Genomic DNA, 16,721 nt, shown 5'->3' on the forward strand with positions numbered 1-16,721 from the left:
AGATCAAGAGGGATTATTTGTTCATACTGAAAATAGGATCCCTTCGTGAAATAATATTTTGTCGAGTTATCTTTGGGTGAAGCTTTATTTCTTCTTGACGTGAAAATATCTTCCCCCTTAAACTTGTATATACAAATTAAAAATTGATAGACGACAACAGGGGTTTCTTTATGTCAAAAATAACCAACAGGATTGCTGTGCTGGCAGTTGCCGGGGCATTGATATCAGGATCAGCATTGGCCGATACCGTGAAAATTGGCATGAATGTGCCCTTAACGGGTTTTGCTGCTGCTGATGGCAAGTCAGCTTTGCTGGGGGCTGAGCTGGCCATCGAGCAGGCGAATGCGGAAGGTGGGATCAATGGAACCCAGATCGAGCTGATTCAATATGATGACCTGGCCTCTCCAAAAGAAGCGGTTCCAATTGCCAACAGACTGATCAGTCAGGATGAGGTCGTTGTCGCGATCTCTGGTAGTTATTCAGGCTCAACCCGCGCTGCTGCAGGGGTTTTTCAGTCTGAAGGGGTGCCCTATGTTTCTGCCTATGCTGTACACCCTGATATTACCAAATCGGGTGATTACGTTTTCCGGACCTCCTTTGTTGGTGAGGTTCAGGGCCGCGCAGGAGCAAAATTGATCGGTGAGATGCTGGGTAAGAAGCGTGTCGTCGTTATAACCCTGCAGAATGATTTTGGGCAGTCTCTCGCCGCAGGCTTTAAAGAAAAGGCCGCCGATTATGGGATCGAGATCGTCAGTGAATATGAATACTCGATCAAGGATCGTCAGTTCGGACCGATTGTGACCAAGGTAAAAGCAGATCAACCTGATGCAATCTATGCTTCCGGTTATTTCTTTACTGCTGGTCCACTGGTTAACCAGCTGCGTTCCGCGGGTATTGACGTGCCTGTAATCGGTCAGGAAGGGTACGATTCCGACAAGTTCATCGAGATCGCTGGCCCCACATCTGAAGGTGTCCTGATTACCACTTCGCTTGATCGTGATTCAACGGTTGCAGAAACCCACGACTTCATCCAGGCATTCGAGAAAAAGGCAGGCTATAACGCTGACATGGTTGCGGCGTCCGGCCATACAGCCGCGAAGGTTGTCATTGAAGCCATGCGCAAAGCTGGAACAACAGATCGTGCGGCAATCCGCGATGCGATTGCACAAACCAATCTGGTCGCCTCAACGGGAACAATCTCTTTTAATGGTCTTGGTGAAGTGAAAAAAGATGTGCAGGTCCAGATCGTGAAAGACGGTGCATGGCATCACTATGCTGTCATCGATGACAAGGATCTTCTGGCTCCCCCCGAAGAGTAGATTGATCCGAAGAGTAGATTGGCCTGAAGAAGAGGCTGGTTCGCTGATCCACCATTTCCACGACCCTAACTGGAACTTTACCTGATGTTGTATGTCGAACTGCTGGCCCAGGGCCTGGTGCAGGGCAGTATCTATGCGCTGGTCGCTGTGGGACTGACTCTGGTCTATGGACTGTTGCGAATACTCCACGTTGCTCATGCCGGGCTCTTTACGCTTGGTGGTTATGTTGGTGTTCTTGTGACCAACGCGACAGGCAGCCTGTTGCTGGCATTGCTTGTTGCCATGGTGACAGTTGGGATCGTGGGAATGGCGATTTATCGCCTCTGTTATCAGCCAATCCTGGATAAGCCTCCTTATGTGGCGCTGATTGCCTCGATCGGTTTGTTTATTGCCATGGAAGAAGTCTACCGTCTGGTTTTTGGACCCTATGGTATTTCTTTTGAGAATCCCCCCTTGCAGGATGTTGTTCAGATGTTTGGGGTGACGTTGCGACTGGGTGAAGTTGCAACTGCTGCGGGGACCCTGCTTCTGGTGGGTGCTTTGGCAGTGTTTTCCGGGAAAACCCGTTTTGGTACAGCATGGCGGGCAACGGTTACCGATCCTGATATGGCTGAGTCCTTCGGGATTGATATTATCAAGGTTCGCTATCTGAATTTCTTTATTGGCTCTGCTTTTGCGGCATCTGCCGGTGTGATGGTGGCCTTGCTCAATAACATGGTCGAGCCAACCATGGGCAGTGTTCCCAGTTACAAGGCTCTGGCGATTATTGTTCTGGGGGGGCTTGGCGATGTCAGAGGGACGCTTCTCGCCGCTTTGGCGCTGGGAGTGATTGAGGCTTTTGGCACCATATATCTTGGTAAATTCCTGGATCGCGATGCGATTGCTTTTGCTTTCCTTATTCTGGTCCTGATGGTGCGCCCTCAGGGTCTGTTCGGGAGGGCATGATCATGCTGGGACTTGGTGCGTATGAAATCAGTGTGATTACGGCAATGGGGGTTGCGGTAATCTTTGCCCTCAGCCTGAACCTTATTACAGGGTTTTGTGGTCAGATCAGTCTGGGGCATGCGGCGTTTTACGGTATTGGTGCCTATACCTCTGCGCTCCTGACCAAGGCAGGTTTGCCTATCGGGGTCGGTTTGCTGGGAGCGGTCATTTTGGCCGGTCTCGTTGGGATTATTGTTGGTTTTGCCTCGTTGCGCGTACGCCATGATTTCCTGGCAATCACAACAATGGGGGTCGGTTTCCTGTTTGTCGGGATTACCCGCCAGCTCGATTTTGTCGGCGGTGAAATGGGAGTCTCTGGCATACCCGATTCAGGTTTGAGCAAAGCAGGTTTTATGCTTTTTGTCCTGCTGTTTGTTGCGCTAACTATTTTGTTTAGCCTGCACCTCAAACGCTCCTGGATGGGGTATTCTTTTGATGCCATCGCCTCGGATGAAGATACCGCGAGGGTAATCGGACTGGACGTGTCCAGATACAAGCTGGCTGCCTTTGCCATGGGAACGGCGCTGGCGGGACTTGCGGGGGCGCTCTATGCGCATAATGTCCGCTTTATTGACCCTGAAAGTTTTGGTTTTGTGGAATCTATTACAGTCCTGGCGATGGTCGTGATCGGCGGAATCGGGTCAGTTCCCGGTGTGATTTTTGCGGCTGCACTTCTTAGTATTCTCCCGCTCTGGATTCAATTTTTTGATGAATACAAGTTGCTGCTCTATGGCGGCCTGTTGTTTGCGATGATGCGCTTTAGTCCAGGGGGCATGGCCGGGCTGGCACGCCGGATCTTCCCCTCAAAAACCAGGGGGGTAAAATCATGACGACGCTTCTTGACGTTTCTGCCGTCACCGTCCGGTTCGGGGGGGTAACAGCGGTGAATGGTGTTTCCTTTTCCCTGAACAAGGGGGAACTGCTCGGGTTTATCGGGCCGAACGGAGCAGGAAAGACCACGATGATGCGCGCGATCACCGGGGTCGTGACACCAACGGAGGGAGAAATCCGCCTCTTGGGGAAAATTTTGACAAAATTGCCTGTGCATCAACGGGTCCGCCTCGGCCTTGGTTTCTCGCAACAGCTGGTCAAGCCCTTTCGCAATATGACAGTTTTGGAAAATGTTGCTCTGGCAGCAGGTTCCCGCCATACAGCTTCTCCCTTTTCTGCTCTGTTCCGGATGAAAAGACAGCGGGAAAAAGAACAGGCTGCACAGCTTCTGGCCCAGGTCGGAATTGCCGATGCGGCAGAGGCAGATCCTTCAAATTTGCCTCTTGGGTATCTGAAAAGACTTGAAGTCGCACGTGCTCTCGCGTTGAAGCCGAGCCTGCTGCTGCTGGACGAACCACTGGCGGGTCTTAATCATGCCGAGGCTCACAAGCTGGCCGATATGATTGTTGCGCTGAACCAGGCGGGACAGAGCATTATTCTTATTGAACATAATTTGGGGGAGGTCATGCGTATCTGTTCTCGCCTGATTGTTCAGGACAATGGAAATAAAATCGGCGAAGGCGATCCGGAAGCGGTCATGAATACATCTGTCGTCCGGGCGGCTTATCTGGGAGAGGGGAATGGCCATGCTGCAGCTTGAAAACATGGACTGTGGTTATGGTGCTTTTCATGCCGTACATGATCTCTCCCTGACGATTCAACAAGGCGAGATTTTTGCTCTCCTGGGGCCGAACGGGGCAGGAAAATCCAGTACGATTATGAGCATTGCCGGTCACGTACAGCTGATGTCTGGCGCGATCAGGTTTGATGGGACTGATATCTCAAGCCTGTCAGCGAGAGAACGGGTCAGGCTGGGTATTGCCGTGGCACCGGAAGGACGGCGCCTGTTCCCTGATCTGACGATCGAAGAGAACCTGACTGTCGGTGGTTACAGTCTGCCCAAGGGCCGTGAAACAATAAACAAGGAGATTGTCTTTACACTTTTCCCTCGTCTGACCGAACGTTTGAAGCAACCGGCGAGTACGCTGTCCGGAGGAGAGCAGCAGATGCTGGCCATGGGACGGGCAATGATGGCAGAGCCCCGTCTGTTGATGATTGACGAGGTCTCTCTGGGACTGATGCCCAAAATGGTCGATGTCTGTTACCATGCCATTAACCACCTGAAGAGCCAGGGGGTGACAATCTTACTGGTCGAGCAGAATACAAAAAGAGCACTGGAAGTGGCTGATCAGGTCTGTGTACTGGAATCAGGGCAGTCTGTCTGGCAAGGAACGGCCACAGAAGCACGAAAAGCCCCGGATCTTATCGAGGCCTTTCTCGGCATGACAAAAGAGGCTTCTTAAATAGCGTCGGGCTAATTGTTGAGAACAATATCGACGGCCTGTATTGCCTGAATTTTAGGGCCAAAACTGGTGATATTCGGCAGCGTCGCGCTGTGGTGTGTCCGAATCTCCCGCGCGTTGGCGTGGTCTTTGTCGTGGGTTGTGTGTGCATCGGAAACAAGCTGGACTGTGTATCCAAGGGCAGCTGCCCTGCGAGTGGTGGTGTCGACGCAAAACTCTGTAGCGTAGCCGCAGATGATCAGGTTATTGATATCGTGATACTGGAGTGTTTGTTCCAGATTGGTGCGCAGGAATGAATCAGGTGTTGTTTTTCTGACAATAATATCGATTTCCTCGCAATCCAGATTTGACTGCAACTGCCATCCCGGAGCGTCGTATGCCAGGACGCTGTTCTCAGCTTCATGCTGAATGAAGATCACGGGGACTTTGGCATTTCTTGCCCGATGAGTGAGTTTGTTAATTCTTTCGATTACAGCATCTATTTCATCGGGTCTCGGATCGGGATCGAGCAGGGCGGATTGAAGATCAATAACCAAAACTGCTGACTTCATGATTGATAGCTACCTCATTATTGATTGACAGAAAATAAGTACAAAGTGCTTTAGAGTAGTTGGAGATTGCGCATGGAGCTGTGGCCGCTGCGGCTGATGATCAGATGATCGTGGAGTTCAATCCCCAGTTTCTGGCAGACTGACTTCACCTCACGGGTCATTGCCAGGTCGGCGGCTGATGGGGTCGGGTCTCCGCTGGGGTGATTGTGTACCATGATCAAGGCCGAGGCGTTGAGTTCGAGGGCCCGTTTGACCACTTCCCTTGGGTAAACCGGCGTATGATCTACGGTACCCTTTTGCTGGACCTCATCGGCTATAAGACGGTTCTTGCGATCGAGAAACAGCAGGCGAAATTGTTCTATCTGCTCGTGACCCATGGAAATCTGGCAATAGTCGACGAGCTTTTCCCAAGAATTGATCACGGGATGTTCGAGCAATACCGCCTTGCTCATCCGGCGGGCTGCTTCGGGAACAATCTTCAGGATGCTCGTTGCGGCGATCCCCATACCCGTTATTTTTTGTAGTTCTTCGCCGGAAGCTGCAAAAACCCCGGCCAATGAGCCAAATTCCGCGATCAGTTTCTTGGCCAGCGGTTTTGTGTCTCCCCGAGGATTGGCGCCAAACAGCAGGCATTCCAGTATTTCATAATCCGCCAGGCTTTCCGTGCCGTTGTCGAGCAGACGCTGGCGCAGTCTTTCGCGGTGGCCATGAAAGTGAGGTTTGTCCTGTTGCACGCGACCTCCCGGGGTGGTTTCCCGATTGTTTAACTGTCCTAATCGTAAGGTGGTTTATGCCATCCCTTGGGGGAGAGGGTGAATATCTCGCAGCCGTTGGTGGTTACGCCGATGGTGTGTTCGAACTGCATGGAAAGAGAACGATCCTTGGTGACGGCCGTCCAGCCGTCGTTGAGAATTTTAACGGCATATTTTCCGCCGTTGATCATGGGCTCGATCGTAAAGATCATGCCTTCAAGCAAACGGGCGCCTTTGCCGGGTTCTCCGTAATGCAGCACGCTTGGTGGTGTATGAAAGCTACGGCCGATGCCATGACCACAAAAATCTTCGACAACGGAATAGCGATTTTCTTCCGCGTAGGTCTGGATTGCATGACCAATATCACCAAGTGTTGCACCGGGCTTTACCACCTCGATGCCCCGAATCAGGCAATCATAGGTTACATCGCACAGGCGTTTGGATTTGACGTTCGGATTGCCGGCAAAAAACATGCGGCTGGTGTCGCCATGCCATTCGTCAAGAATGACCGTGACATCGATGTTCAGGCTGTCACCGTCGCGCAAAATCTTGTCTTCGCCGGGGATACCATGACAGACCACGTGGTTGACTGATGTGCAGATTGATTTGGGAAAACCCTTGTAGTTCAAAGGTGCGGGAACAGCATTGTGCGAGACAATAAACTCATGACAGAGGTCATTCAGTTTGCCTGTCGAGACACCAGGTTCTACATAGGGGGTGATGAAATCTAGCGTTTCAGCGGCAAGTTTCCCTGCTTTGCGCATCCCGGCAAAGTCTTCTTCGGTGTAGGTTACAAACTGTCGTTCTTCTCTTGTCAGATTGTCGATCACGTTCTCTGATCCATTTCCAGATTTATCAGTGTAGCGCTATCAGCGCTTTTAAAAGTTTCCCGCTTATATACGCACCACAAGGGGCTTATCCAAGAAAATTCCCTCCGGACCGACCAGACAGCTATAGGCAAGCACCTCGACCCCGCGTTTGATTGCCTGCTTCAGAGCCTCGGCATAAACCGGATCGATATCGCCGGCTGTGGTAAAGTCGGTACAGTCGCCGCGCTGGGCAAGATAGAACATCACTGCCCGATGTCCCTGTTCAACCATATCGCCCAGCTCTTCCAGATGTTTGGTTCCTCTGCTTGAAACAGCATCTGGAAACTCGGCAACGCCCGGTTTTCTGCTCAGGGTGACGGATTTGACCTCGACATAACAATCTGCCCGATCTTCCTGTTGCAGGAAGACATCAATGCGTGAGTTTTTCCCGTACTTCACTTCCCGTTTGATGGTGCTGTATCCCGTCAAGCTCTCTACCTTGCCTTTGGTGATCTCTTCGAAAACCAACAAGTTAGGCACGGCGGTGTTGACGCCAACAGCTGTTGGCCCTGTGGAACCGATTTCCCAGGTGTATTTGAGTTTGCGTTTCGGGTTATCGGATTCAGACAGCCAGACCGGCGAACCCGGTTCAACAAGTGTCAGCATGGACCCGGTATTGGTTGTGTGGGCTGTGACAATCGTGCCGTCTGTTAATTTTATGTCAGCCAGAAAACGCTTGTAGCGTTTGATCAGGGTGCCTTGAATAAGCGGTGTTGCAAAAATCATAAGGAGATCCGGGGCGAAGGTGGGAATGTACTTTGTGAGTCATGGGAGAAAAAAGGTTGCTGTCATACAACTATGGTGACTTATTTGTGTTTTGTTAAGTGGGTAGGGTGCATGGTACCATTTATAACACTTGTAAAAGACTCTGAAGACGGTGCAGATTGCCCAAGTCATTCTGTTCGCTGGTCCAGAAAAGGGCAAGCCTGTTGAAATCGCAGGCTGAACCATTGTCAAAGACTGTTCTACTGGGAGATTTTTTTATGCCGAACCTTAAAACTGCTGCTTTTTTTGCATCTGTCATTCTTTTGTCAGGCTGTGCTTTTGGTGGGAACGGTCAAAAGGAAACTCCGGTTGAAAAAACGACAGCCCCTGCCACCAGCTCTTCGACCCTTGCTCTGCCGCCGAGCGATACTGGCGGGGCTGTAAATAACAGCGCTGTTTCCGGTACGGTCAGCAACACTCCGGATGGCCTCACCATAAGTGATCAGCCTGCAGCTGAAAACAACCCCTATGGGAGTAGCAACCCTTCGGTCCTGATCGAGGGCAGCGACGGACAGCTCTATTCTGCAACAGAGCCCAAAAGTGAAGAGGAGTACCAGTCCGATGTGGCCTCCTGTCATTATTATGCCGAGGCCCTGATTGCCCATGATGCACGGGTTGAGGATGATCGTGGAGGAAGCTTTAATGACAGCCTCGGCGGGGGAGGATCTTCTCTGTTCAAGCTGCGCAGCAGCATCGACACGCAAGAACCCAAACAGCGCCAGGCCGTGCACTTTAGCCGCTGCATGCGCTCCAAGGGTTATTATCAGCGCTAGAAAGTTATCGAATTTTGCGTGATCTCTAAAGACGGATACCCTCGGTTTTCTTGTGTCTGGGGAGCAGATAGCTTGACAAAAACTCTGTTGCCCTAGATAGCTTTCTTCAATTGAATGTTCTGCTTGGGGAAGCTGGTATTTTGACGGGCGATAGACGAAAAACACTGTGGAACAGGCAGGGAGCTGTTGCTTTTCTTGCCTTGTCTCTGCTGTTTTTACGGCTTGTTGCCGCCTGTCACCCCGGTGAACAGGCAAACCCTTCCAGACTTTTTTCCGATCTCGTCATCTGTACTCCGGATGGTATTGTCTCTCTTGGCAGCAAGACACCGGCTGCGCCAGACCACGATCCTCTGGTGGATGGCTGCTGTTTTAATATCTGTTTTTCCTCGCTTGGTGACAGGCTTGCCCAGGCAGAGTTAACAAAAACAGCTCCCCGCTCCTATTATCTGGCAGGAGCGCTACCCGGTCACGAAGACCTTGGTCTGACCGGGTTTTTACTCAATCGTCAATCTCATCCGCGCGCGCCTCCGGTTATCAGTTCAAGTTTCAGCTGAATTATTTTGATCTGATATGTCGTCGTTCCTGCAGAGGAGCGACCTGAAGCCGAGGTGTTCCATGACTGATATGACCGCGACGAACATGCCCGTCGCAAGCCAAGCCTATTCCGGGCTCTATAAAGCCGTTTGGCGTTGGCATTTTTATGCAGGGTTGCTGGTGTTGCCCTTTATGATTTCTCTGGCGGTGACAGGGGCTCTGTACCTGTTTGATGATGAGCTTGATTCGATATTGTATCGGGCTCAGCTGCAGGTTGAGCAGGGGGGCCGAGAAGCTATAAGCCATACTGATCTGGTTGCCGCAGCTGTGCTTGCGGTGCCGGAAGGGAAGTCGTTCAGCTATTCACCTCCGGCTTCAGAAAACTCCAGTGCCAAGGTTGGGGTGAAAAACAGCGAAGGAGAACGACTGTTTGTTTATGTAAACCCCTATGACGCGGAAATTCTGGGTGTGGTTCCGCGTGAGGGCCATATCATGCGCATGGTACAAAAAATTCACAGCCTGGCCTATTTTGGTGAGGTGGCAAATTATGTTATCGAGATTGTTGCCTGTTGGGCGATTATGTTGACGATCACAGGCGTTTACCTCTGGTGGCCACGCGGACAGGCCGGGGGTGTTGTAACCGTTCGGGGGACACCCAAGAAGCGAATGTTTTGGCGTGATATCCATGCTGTTCTCGGTCTGTTTACCGCGGGCTTTATTACTTTTCTGGCGATGACAGGCCTGCCCTGGTCAGTCTGGTGGGGCGCAGAAACCAACAGGCTGGCGGCAGAATCCGGCTTGGGATACCCGCCCAATCTGTGGGATGAGGTGCCAAGCTCGACCGTTCCGTCGAAGGATGCGATGGGACAAATATCCTGGTCACTTGAAAATGCGCCGATGCCATTGTCGACAGCCGTAGAGGGCGCCGCCGCTGCCATTGGTCTGGATGCCGCCGTCAAGATTTTTGACGGACACTCTATCACTCCCGGTTATTCCATTGACCTGCCTTCAGATGCTGAGGGAGTTTATTCTGCCTCGATTTTCCCTGACCAGCTTGATAATCAGCGGATGATTCATTTGGATCAGTATTCGGGAGAAGCCCTGATTGATCTGAGGTATGAAGACTACGGTCCGGTTGCCAAGGCCATGGAATGGGGAATAAATGTTCATATGGGGCAGGAATTTGGCCTTGTTAATCAACTGGTTCTGCTTGTGGTTTGTCTGTCGATTATCATGATGGCGGTTTCCGGGGCGGTGATGTGGTGGAAACGTCGCCCGGCGGGCAGCCTTGGGGTACCGCGCGTTCCTGCTGATTATCGTCTTGCCAAGGGAGTTCTATTTATCGCACTGGCGCTTTGCCTGATCTTCCCTTTGATGGGGGCTTCCCTGATTGTCGCGCTGATTATTGACTTTGTGGTTACGAGGGTTTCACCTGCAAAAATATCATGATCTTGCGGAGAAGCAGGTTTGTTGCTGATAAGAAGGGCCGGAGGAAACTCTGGCCCTTTATGGTTGTTTCCCTGGTTTTGTCCGTGAACGGATGCGATCATAACGATGATTTTTAAAATTGATTATCGGAGCTGACATGACGTTACAGGTTTATCTTTCAGGGGAAATTCATACGAATTGGCGGGATGTGATTGTGCAAAAAGCCGAAGAAACAGGGCTTGATGTCGTGTTTCAGGCACCAGTCACCAATCATGCAGCCTCAGATGATTGTGGCGTGGCCATTCTTGGTGCTGAGCCGGACAAATTCTGGCATGATCACAAGGGAGCAAAGCTTAATGCCATTCGAACCCGTGGTCTGATCGAAAAGGCGGATGTGGTCGTGGTCTGTTTTGGTGAAAAATATAAACAGTGGAACGCTGCTTTTGACGCCGGGTATGCGGCAGCTCTGGGCAAAAGCCTGGTTATTCTGCATGGGGCTGATCATCAGCATGCTTTGAAAGAAGTTGATGCGGCTGCTCTGGCTGTCGCCGAAACACCGGAACAGATTGTCGAGATCCTGCGGTATGTCTTGACCGGAAAACTCCCAGCAGCAAGATCTCAGGCCTGAGCAGGAGCACATGATGGAGCGGATCTACAAGGCTTGTTTACTGATTATCGGTAACGAAATTCTCTCTGGCCGGACCCAGGATGCCAATATGGCGTTTCTTGGGGAAAAGCTGAATGATCTCGGAATACGGCTTGATGAAGCCCGGGTTATTCCCGACGTTGCCGAGCGCATTGTTGCCACGGTGAACGACGTTCGCGACAGGTTTGATTATGTATTTACGACCGGAGGGATCGGACCGACCCATGATGATATTACATCACAGTGCATTGCCGATGCCTTTGCAGTCCCTCTAATCCTTCATCCGGAAGCACATCGCTTGATGCTTGATTTTTATGGGCAGGAACAGCTGACAGAGGCGCGTTTGCGCATGGCCCATGTGCCGGAGGGGGCTGAACTGGTCGAAAATGACATCTCGATTGCACCGGGTTATCGCATGGGCAATGTTTTTGTGATGGCCGGTGTGCCGAAGATCATGCAGTCGATGTTTGCCAAGCTTGCACCTGGCCTGACCGGTGGATTGCCGATGATCTCGAAGACCTTGAGCAGTTCAGCCAAGGAGGGAGAGATTGCAGGGGATCTCAAAGCCGTTCAGGAAAAATTTCCTGCGGTAGATATCGGCAGTTACCCTTTCATGGGAAAAGGAGGCACGGGGGTGCGGATTGTGATGCGTTCAACTGATCAGCAACTGCTTGATTTTTGTGCCGAACAGATTGCGGAAATCCTGATGCGTCATGGGTAGGTTTTCGAAAGTAGAAAATGGGTATGGCTTTGGAATATAAGTTAAAAATAAATTTAATAGCCTTTGGGGAATTCCAATTTTTTGGATTTATTGGCTGGAAAGTTGAAGGAGAATAATAATAATTCTCAGTTCAAATTGAGTAATTCCTGGCACTTCGGTTTAATAGTTCGATCCCGAGACAATAAACGACTGCTGTGTTGCTGAAGGCAATAGCTCTGTCAGCCTTAAATCTGTTTATTTTCTTGTTATTTTTTGTAAATCAAGTCACTTTGTATAGATGGGATTTTATGTAAATGCACTGAAATCGATGGGGGATCGGTCGATATGCAAGATGCTTTGAATGCAAAGATTGATGAACGCCGCGGCCGTACAAGGGTGAATGCGGGTCTGAACGGCTGTCTTAAATTTGGGCCTGAATTGACGACGGATTGTGAAGTTCTTGATGTTTCTGTAACCGGTGTACAGGTTCTTTTGACTGATACAGTACCGCTGAACAGTGATGTAACCCTGATTTTACCGGGCTCGGTTCACTTTGGTGGCGAGGTCGTCTGGCGCCATGGTCTGAAGGTTGGCCTCAAGTTCCGGAACTCGCCCGAGAAAATTGCCGAGCGACTGGCCGGAGTTCTGAACCAGGACACAATGCGACAACTTCACAGTTAGGCATGATGGATTAATACTGTCTATTCTACAGATTAATAAAGCCTCTGTGTATGATCACAGAGGCTTTGTTTTTGTGAAGTTTCTTGAGATGGCATGTACGCTGCTTAGTGGGACAGTCCGCGTTTGAGGGGGCGCGTGTTTTTTTCTTCAAACTCTTCAGTCAACTGATCCCAGTATTTTAAAGCTTCCGGGATCGACATTTTCCCGTAGGCGTCCATAAACGCGCTGGCCAGGGGCAGGAAGGCCGCTTTTTCTGTGGTCTGCCAGACATTCAGACGCCAGATATCACCAGAAGTCTTGATACCTTCCCCTGTTGCAAAACCGAGAGCCTCCAGTTTGCTGTTCCCGTCATCAAGGGTGAAGGGCACCAGGTCGTATTCTCCTGTTTCATAAAACAGAATTCTGTCGACATCTGTTTCGCTCAATCCCTCTGCAATCATGACTGTTGCTTTCCCGCCGGGACAGGGTACCAGCACAGGATAGCTTTCCTTGACTTCCCGTTCACAGCGATAGCCTTCCAGGATGCCTGGTCTCAATTGGGTCTGATCAATAGCTCGACCGGTTACTGTTTCGAGTACATCGGGATCCATCAAGGAACCAAAGAAGAAAAGGCGCTGACCTAGCATAAGCATTACTCCGTCGTGCCAGAAGGACCGGCAGTTATCATTTTTTGCAAAAAGTTCTTTTTCATCCGCTGCAGGTGATCTCTGGAGGAGGGATCACAGTCAGTTCGGAAAAGGGGACTTGCTCATCTGTTGTTGAAAGAAGGAGAGTGGTGCGGACGGCGGGACTTGAACCCGCACGACCGAAGTCAACGGATTTTCTTACCTGCTACGGTTTTCACCGCCACCGTGTGACAATAGATCACCCGGCGTTTGGGGTCTGGACTATCCCTTCACCATAATCAGCGCATACCACACTGTTGCCTGATCTTAGGTGCTGCCCGTCTAGTCTCTACACCTTCCTGTTCCTCTTGCGAAGTTCAGGCTTGGCTCGGGATTGGCATAGACCTTTAGGTTTCAGCTTTCCCCGAATTTGAGCAGTTCTACTCCAAGGGTTTCCCCAAGGGCACTCAACGTTTTAAGTCCGGCGTGTCTACCAATTCCACCACGTCCGCACGTGTTGTCTTCGACACTCTACGGGGAATTCTCTCGCCCGAAAGAAGAGAGGTGTCAATGATTCGTTTCCTGTATCAGGAATTTTTCCAGAAGAAGGACGAAGTAAACATCCTGGCTTCGAATTAGATTTTCTGTGGGGTTTCAAGCAAGGAAGGAGTGGATGACCGGGTTCCTTTTGTGCTCTCTTATTTTAACAGCGGCTTTTCAGGAGGTCTCCCCGCTGCTCAGCAGTTTTCTTTCGCGGGCGCGGTCCAGATCAACTTCGATGTTGGGGACAAAATCATCAGCTTTGGCTTCGGAAAGCAACCATTCCCGAAAAGCTCTGATCTTGGTGATTTCCGAGGTGCTGTAGGGTGAAACCACATAATACTGATAGTTCGCAGGCGCGCGGGGGCCAAAGGGGCAGACCAGCCGCCCGGCCTTGAGGTCGTCATAGGTCAGAGATGTTCGCCCCAAAGCGATGCCCTGGCCCTCGATTGCCGCCTGAAGGATCAGGCTTGAATCGCTATAGCCGGGGCCTCGGTTTGGATCAACGCCCGTGACCCCGGCCAGCTGCAACCAGCGCCGCCAGTTCACGGCAAAAGGCTCCTCGCCTACATCATCGTGCAACAGGGTGTGGAATCTGAGATCTTCCGGTGTCTTGAGAGGCAGAGGTCCTTTGAGCAGGTGTGGGCTACAGACAACCAGACTTTCGTCCTTCATCATCTGATCAACTTGGAGTCCGGGGTATTGGCCGCTGCCAAAGCGGATTGCCATATCAACATCATCACGGTTGAAGTTGACCTTGTTGATCGTGGCCGAAACCAGAATATCGATTTCGGGATGCAGGCGGCGGAATTTCGGCAGGCGCGGTAAAAGCCATTTTGCGGCAAAAGAAGGCATAACAGACACCTTGAGGGCGCCACGATCCCCACCATCATAGAGTTTCTGGGTGGTGGATTTTATGATGTCAAAAGCCTTGCTGACGGCAGGTAAAAGAATCTGGGCTTCATCAGTTAAAATAAGGCGACGGTTCATCCGCCGAAACAGCTGGATGCCCAGATGATCTTCGAGCGATTTTATCTGATGACTGACGGCAGCCTGTGTCACAAACAGTTCCTGGGCGGCTTTCGTGAAGGAAAGGTGCCTTGCAGCAGCTTCAAAAGCGCGGAGCGCGTTCAGTGGGGGCAGGGGTCTGAGCATGATTTCACATCAAAAAAACTAATCTGATATATGAAATAACATCGTTTGAGAAACAAAGCAATTGCTCCTACCTTAGTTGTACCAAAGATAATTGAGACAGGCGATCCAGCGTGGTTCGCATTTTCGGATAAGGAGAATTGTCATGGCAAATGTAACAATGCACAAAGGTTATGCCTTGGGTGAGTTGCGTATCAACAAGCCAGGCATGACTTTTCTGATGACCCCGGTAACCTTTATTGCCTCCGTCCTTCTGGCTTGGCAAGAGCGCTTGAACGAGCGTGCAGCGCTGCGCGAAATCGACAGCCATCTGCTGCGGGATATGGGGATTTCAGCCGAAGAAGCGCAGAAGGAAGCCGCCAAACCTTTTTGGTCGATCTAGGATTTCAAAGTCGACCCTGCCCCGGCACGCTACCGGGTACCCTCCGGGGATAGCGTAAATCTTTCCTCTTTGAGGAATACCCAAAAGCCTGACAAAAGCGGCCGACGCTTGTGTCAGGCTTTTGTGGTTTCAGGACTAGTGGTTCGGTTCCAACATTTGCATCCCCTCTCGGCAAGTTCAGGTGCAAATGTTGGGATCAAAAGCTCCACTAGGTGATGATTTCACTGGTCCGATAAGCGGGGACTTGGGGCGTTTCAATCTGTTCCAGGCTTTCAGGGCAAAAATTGTTCGCGGATAATGCGTTCTTCCAGATTGTGTTCCAAATCAAACAGCAGGTTTAAGGATACAGAAGTGTCCTGGCGGACTGTGACCTGTTTGACATGTTTGATCTCGGTAAAGTCAGCGGCGGCAGAGAGGGGCCGTTTTTCGGTATCCAGCGTGCGAAAGGAAACCTCTGCCGTTGCTGGCAGGAGAGCACCGCGCCATCTGCGAGGGCGGAAGGCACTGATTGGTGTCATGGCCAGCAGGGATGCGCTGATTGGAATGATGGGGCCGTGGGCAGAGAGGTTGTAAGCCGTACTTCCGGCAGGGGTTGAAACAATAACCCCGTCACAGACAAGCTCTTCCATCCGTTCTATGCCGTCGATATCAATTCCTATTCCGGCTGCCTGACGGCTTTCCCGGTGCAGCGAGACTTCGTTGATGGCGAGGGCCTCATGTCTTTGACCACTTACAGTAAGCACGGACATGCGCAAGGGATGGAGGGTAACCGTGACGGCCTGTTCAATGCGGGTATCCAGAGCGTCTTCATCATAACGGTTGAGCAAAAATCCTACAGTTCCCCGGTTCATACCATAGATTGGTATTTCAAGCCCGATGTACTGATGCAGCGTTTCCAGCATAAAACCATCGCCTCCCAAGGCGACGATAACATCGGCCTGCTCGGGGGCGACCGCTTGATAGCGTTTGGTTAGACGCTCCAGCGCATTGGTTGCTTTTTCGCTGTCGGAGGCAACAAATGCAAGATGCTTTCTGCTCATGGCTACTGCCTTACTCCCGGCTGTCATGGTGCAGGACCACAACATTCATTTTCACAAAGGATAACAATAGACTGACAGCGGGGAGAAGCACTGTCAAAATGTCTCGGTGTTCGAGTCTGTGAAAATTCCTTTTTCCCGGTTTGTTGCAGTTTCAAGGGGTTGTAAGGAGAACTCTGACTCGAGCGAGATTGAGTTTTAGGCCTTAAGGGGGAATCCCATAGTGTTTCGCATATTCTTTGCCCTGTTATCTTTGCTGATTATTTTCCAGTCAGCACAGGCGGAAGACCGCCATGCCGGTTATTATTATCCCGAGCCGATTTACCGGGAGATCTATCATGCCCGGGCAAAGCCACTGGAAACAGCGAGCCGGAAAACCCGTGTTGCTTTTGTTACGGCGATCACCCAGGAGAACATGAAGCGGGAGTTCCCGCCGGAAGCCGCAATTTTTGCCAAAGGCGAAGATGCCGAGAAACTGATTATTGTCGGGCTGGTCGATGGTCGTCTTGATACGATTTATCGGGCGAGAGCGATTTTCGCCAATATGACTGCTGCTGTACGTACCCTGCCGATCTTTCAGGAGCTGGGCGTGCAGGATGTTTTCACCTTCTTTGATTTGGCGGCTTTGATGGGCTTCAAGCAAGTCACCATCACCAATGGTCGCAATTTTACCCATCAGGTTGTCTTGCAGTGAATAGAATTCCCCAAA

General features: G+C 51.0%; 20 protein-coding genes. 13 read left to right on the forward strand and 7 right to left on the reverse strand.

The genetic code is table 11. The features are described from left to right. The first annotated feature begins 170 nt into the window (after positions 1 to 170). The 5 genes from B152_RS0108525 (at position 171) to B152_RS0108545 (ending at position 4,597) form a co-directional block, all read left to right on the forward strand. Positions 171 to 1,319: an ABC transporter substrate-binding protein gene (locus B152_RS0108525; protein ID WP_020591988.1), complete on the forward strand. Its 1,149-nt coding sequence runs from the start codon at positions 171 to 173 to the stop codon at positions 1,317 to 1,319. 84 nt (positions 1,320 to 1,403) lie between these two features. After that, positions 1,404 to 2,264, forward strand: coding sequence for a branched-chain amino acid ABC transporter permease (locus B152_RS0108530; RefSeq protein ID WP_020591989.1), 861 nt, complete (start codon positions 1,404 to 1,406; stop codon positions 2,262 to 2,264). Further along, on the forward strand, positions 2,261 to 3,133 hold the full coding sequence (locus tag B152_RS0108535; RefSeq protein ID WP_020591990.1) for a branched-chain amino acid ABC transporter permease: 873 nt from the start codon (positions 2,261 to 2,263) through the stop codon (positions 3,131 to 3,133). The genes B152_RS0108530 and B152_RS0108535 overlap by 4 nt, the downstream gene beginning before the upstream one ends. After that, the gene (locus tag B152_RS0108540; RefSeq protein WP_020591991.1) at positions 3,130 to 3,894 is read left to right on the forward strand and encodes an ABC transporter ATP-binding protein; all 765 of its coding nucleotides are present in this window, start codon (positions 3,130 to 3,132) and stop codon (positions 3,892 to 3,894) included. Before B152_RS0108535 ends, B152_RS0108540 begins: the two co-directional genes overlap by 4 nt. Then, a complete protein-coding gene (locus B152_RS0108545; RefSeq protein WP_020591992.1) occupies positions 3,875 to 4,597 on the forward strand; it encodes an ABC transporter ATP-binding protein in 723 nt (240 codons plus the stop codon). Before B152_RS0108540 ends, B152_RS0108545 begins: the two co-directional genes overlap by 20 nt. Before the next feature lie 11 nt (positions 4,598 to 4,608). Here the strand turns inward: B152_RS0108545 and B152_RS0108550 are convergent, their stop codons facing one another. The 4 genes from B152_RS0108550 to sfsA all read right to left on the reverse strand — a co-directional run bounded on the left by B152_RS0108550 (position 4,609) and on the right by sfsA (position 7,495). Further along, positions 4,609 to 5,148 (reverse strand): cysteine hydrolase family protein, encoded by a 540-nt coding sequence (locus B152_RS0108550; protein ID WP_020591993.1) that lies wholly within the window; start codon positions 5,146 to 5,148, stop codon positions 4,609 to 4,611. A 50-nt stretch (positions 5,149 to 5,198) separates the two neighbouring features. Then, positions 5,199 to 5,882, reverse strand: coding sequence for a RadC family protein (radC, locus tag B152_RS0108555; protein WP_020591994.1), 684 nt, complete (start codon positions 5,880 to 5,882; stop codon positions 5,199 to 5,201). A 38-nt stretch (positions 5,883 to 5,920) separates the two neighbouring features. Continuing rightward, complete coding sequence (map, locus tag B152_RS0108560) at positions 5,921 to 6,730, reverse strand: type I methionyl aminopeptidase (protein ID WP_020591995.1); 810 nt, start codon at positions 6,728 to 6,730, stop codon at positions 5,921 to 5,923. A 63-nt stretch (positions 6,731 to 6,793) separates the two neighbouring features. Then, positions 6,794 to 7,495 (reverse strand): DNA/RNA nuclease SfsA, encoded by a 702-nt coding sequence (gene sfsA / locus B152_RS0108565; RefSeq protein WP_020591996.1) that lies wholly within the window; start codon positions 7,493 to 7,495, stop codon positions 6,794 to 6,796. A gap of 257 nt (positions 7,496 to 7,752) precedes the next feature. Between sfsA and B152_RS0108570 the strand changes: the two genes are divergently transcribed. The 6 genes from B152_RS0108570 to B152_RS0108595 all read left to right on the forward strand — a co-directional run bounded on the left by B152_RS0108570 (position 7,753) and on the right by B152_RS0108595 (position 12,296). After that, positions 7,753 to 8,307 (forward strand): hypothetical protein, encoded by a 555-nt coding sequence (locus tag B152_RS0108570; RefSeq protein WP_026261390.1) that lies wholly within the window; start codon positions 7,753 to 7,755, stop codon positions 8,305 to 8,307. 140 nt (positions 8,308 to 8,447) lie between these two features. Next, positions 8,448 to 8,861, forward strand: a complete 414-nt coding sequence (locus tag B152_RS0108575) for a hypothetical protein (protein ID WP_157230992.1) — start codon at positions 8,448 to 8,450, stop codon at positions 8,859 to 8,861. A gap of 61 nt (positions 8,862 to 8,922) precedes the next feature. Further along, on the forward strand, positions 8,923 to 10,290 hold the full coding sequence (locus tag B152_RS0108580) for a PepSY-associated TM helix domain-containing protein (RefSeq protein ID WP_020591999.1): 1,368 nt from the start codon (positions 8,923 to 8,925) through the stop codon (positions 10,288 to 10,290). Positions 10,291 to 10,426: 136 nt separating this feature from the next. Continuing rightward, positions 10,427 to 10,897: a YtoQ family protein gene (locus B152_RS0108585; RefSeq protein ID WP_026261392.1), complete on the forward strand. Its 471-nt coding sequence runs from the start codon at positions 10,427 to 10,429 to the stop codon at positions 10,895 to 10,897. A 10-nt stretch (positions 10,898 to 10,907) separates the two neighbouring features. Beyond that, on the forward strand, positions 10,908 to 11,636 hold the full coding sequence (locus B152_RS0108590) for a competence/damage-inducible protein A (RefSeq protein WP_026261393.1): 729 nt from the start codon (positions 10,908 to 10,910) through the stop codon (positions 11,634 to 11,636). 324 nt (positions 11,637 to 11,960) lie between these two features. Then, complete coding sequence (locus tag B152_RS0108595; protein WP_020592002.1) at positions 11,961 to 12,296, forward strand: PilZ domain-containing protein; 336 nt, start codon at positions 11,961 to 11,963, stop codon at positions 12,294 to 12,296. Positions 12,297 to 12,400: 104 nt separating this feature from the next. Here the strand turns inward: B152_RS0108595 and B152_RS25225 are convergent, their stop codons facing one another. After that, positions 12,401 to 12,922 carry a gamma-glutamylcyclotransferase family protein gene (locus tag B152_RS25225; protein WP_157230993.1) on the reverse strand — a complete coding sequence of 174 codons (522 nt, stop codon included), beginning with the start codon at positions 12,920 to 12,922 and terminating at the stop codon, positions 12,401 to 12,403. A gap of 696 nt (positions 12,923 to 13,618) precedes the next feature. Further along, positions 13,619 to 14,596 carry a transcriptional regulator GcvA gene (locus B152_RS0108605; protein WP_020592004.1) on the reverse strand — a complete coding sequence of 326 codons (978 nt, stop codon included), beginning with the start codon at positions 14,594 to 14,596 and terminating at the stop codon, positions 13,619 to 13,621. 142 nt (positions 14,597 to 14,738) lie between these two features. Here B152_RS0108605 and B152_RS0108610 point away from each other — a divergent pair, with 142 nt between their 5' ends. Then, positions 14,739 to 14,975, forward strand: coding sequence for a DUF1127 domain-containing protein (locus B152_RS0108610; RefSeq protein ID WP_020592005.1), 237 nt, complete (start codon positions 14,739 to 14,741; stop codon positions 14,973 to 14,975). 272 nt (positions 14,976 to 15,247) lie between these two features. Here the strand turns inward: B152_RS0108610 and B152_RS0108615 are convergent, their stop codons facing one another. Next, a complete protein-coding gene (locus B152_RS0108615; RefSeq protein ID WP_083921846.1) occupies positions 15,248 to 16,042 on the reverse strand; it encodes an NAD kinase in 795 nt (264 codons plus the stop codon). A gap of 193 nt (positions 16,043 to 16,235) precedes the next feature. Here B152_RS0108615 and B152_RS0108620 point away from each other — a divergent pair, with 193 nt between their 5' ends. Continuing rightward, entirely contained in the window at positions 16,236 to 16,706 is a 471-nt protein-coding gene (locus tag B152_RS0108620; protein WP_020592007.1) for a hypothetical protein, read from the forward strand. Positions 16,707 to 16,721: the final 15 nt, after the last annotated feature.

Origin of the sequence: Kiloniella laminariae DSM 19542 (assembly GCF_000374005.1) — a bacterium.
GTDB lineage: Bacteria > Pseudomonadota > Alphaproteobacteria > Kiloniellales > Kiloniellaceae > Kiloniella > Kiloniella laminariae.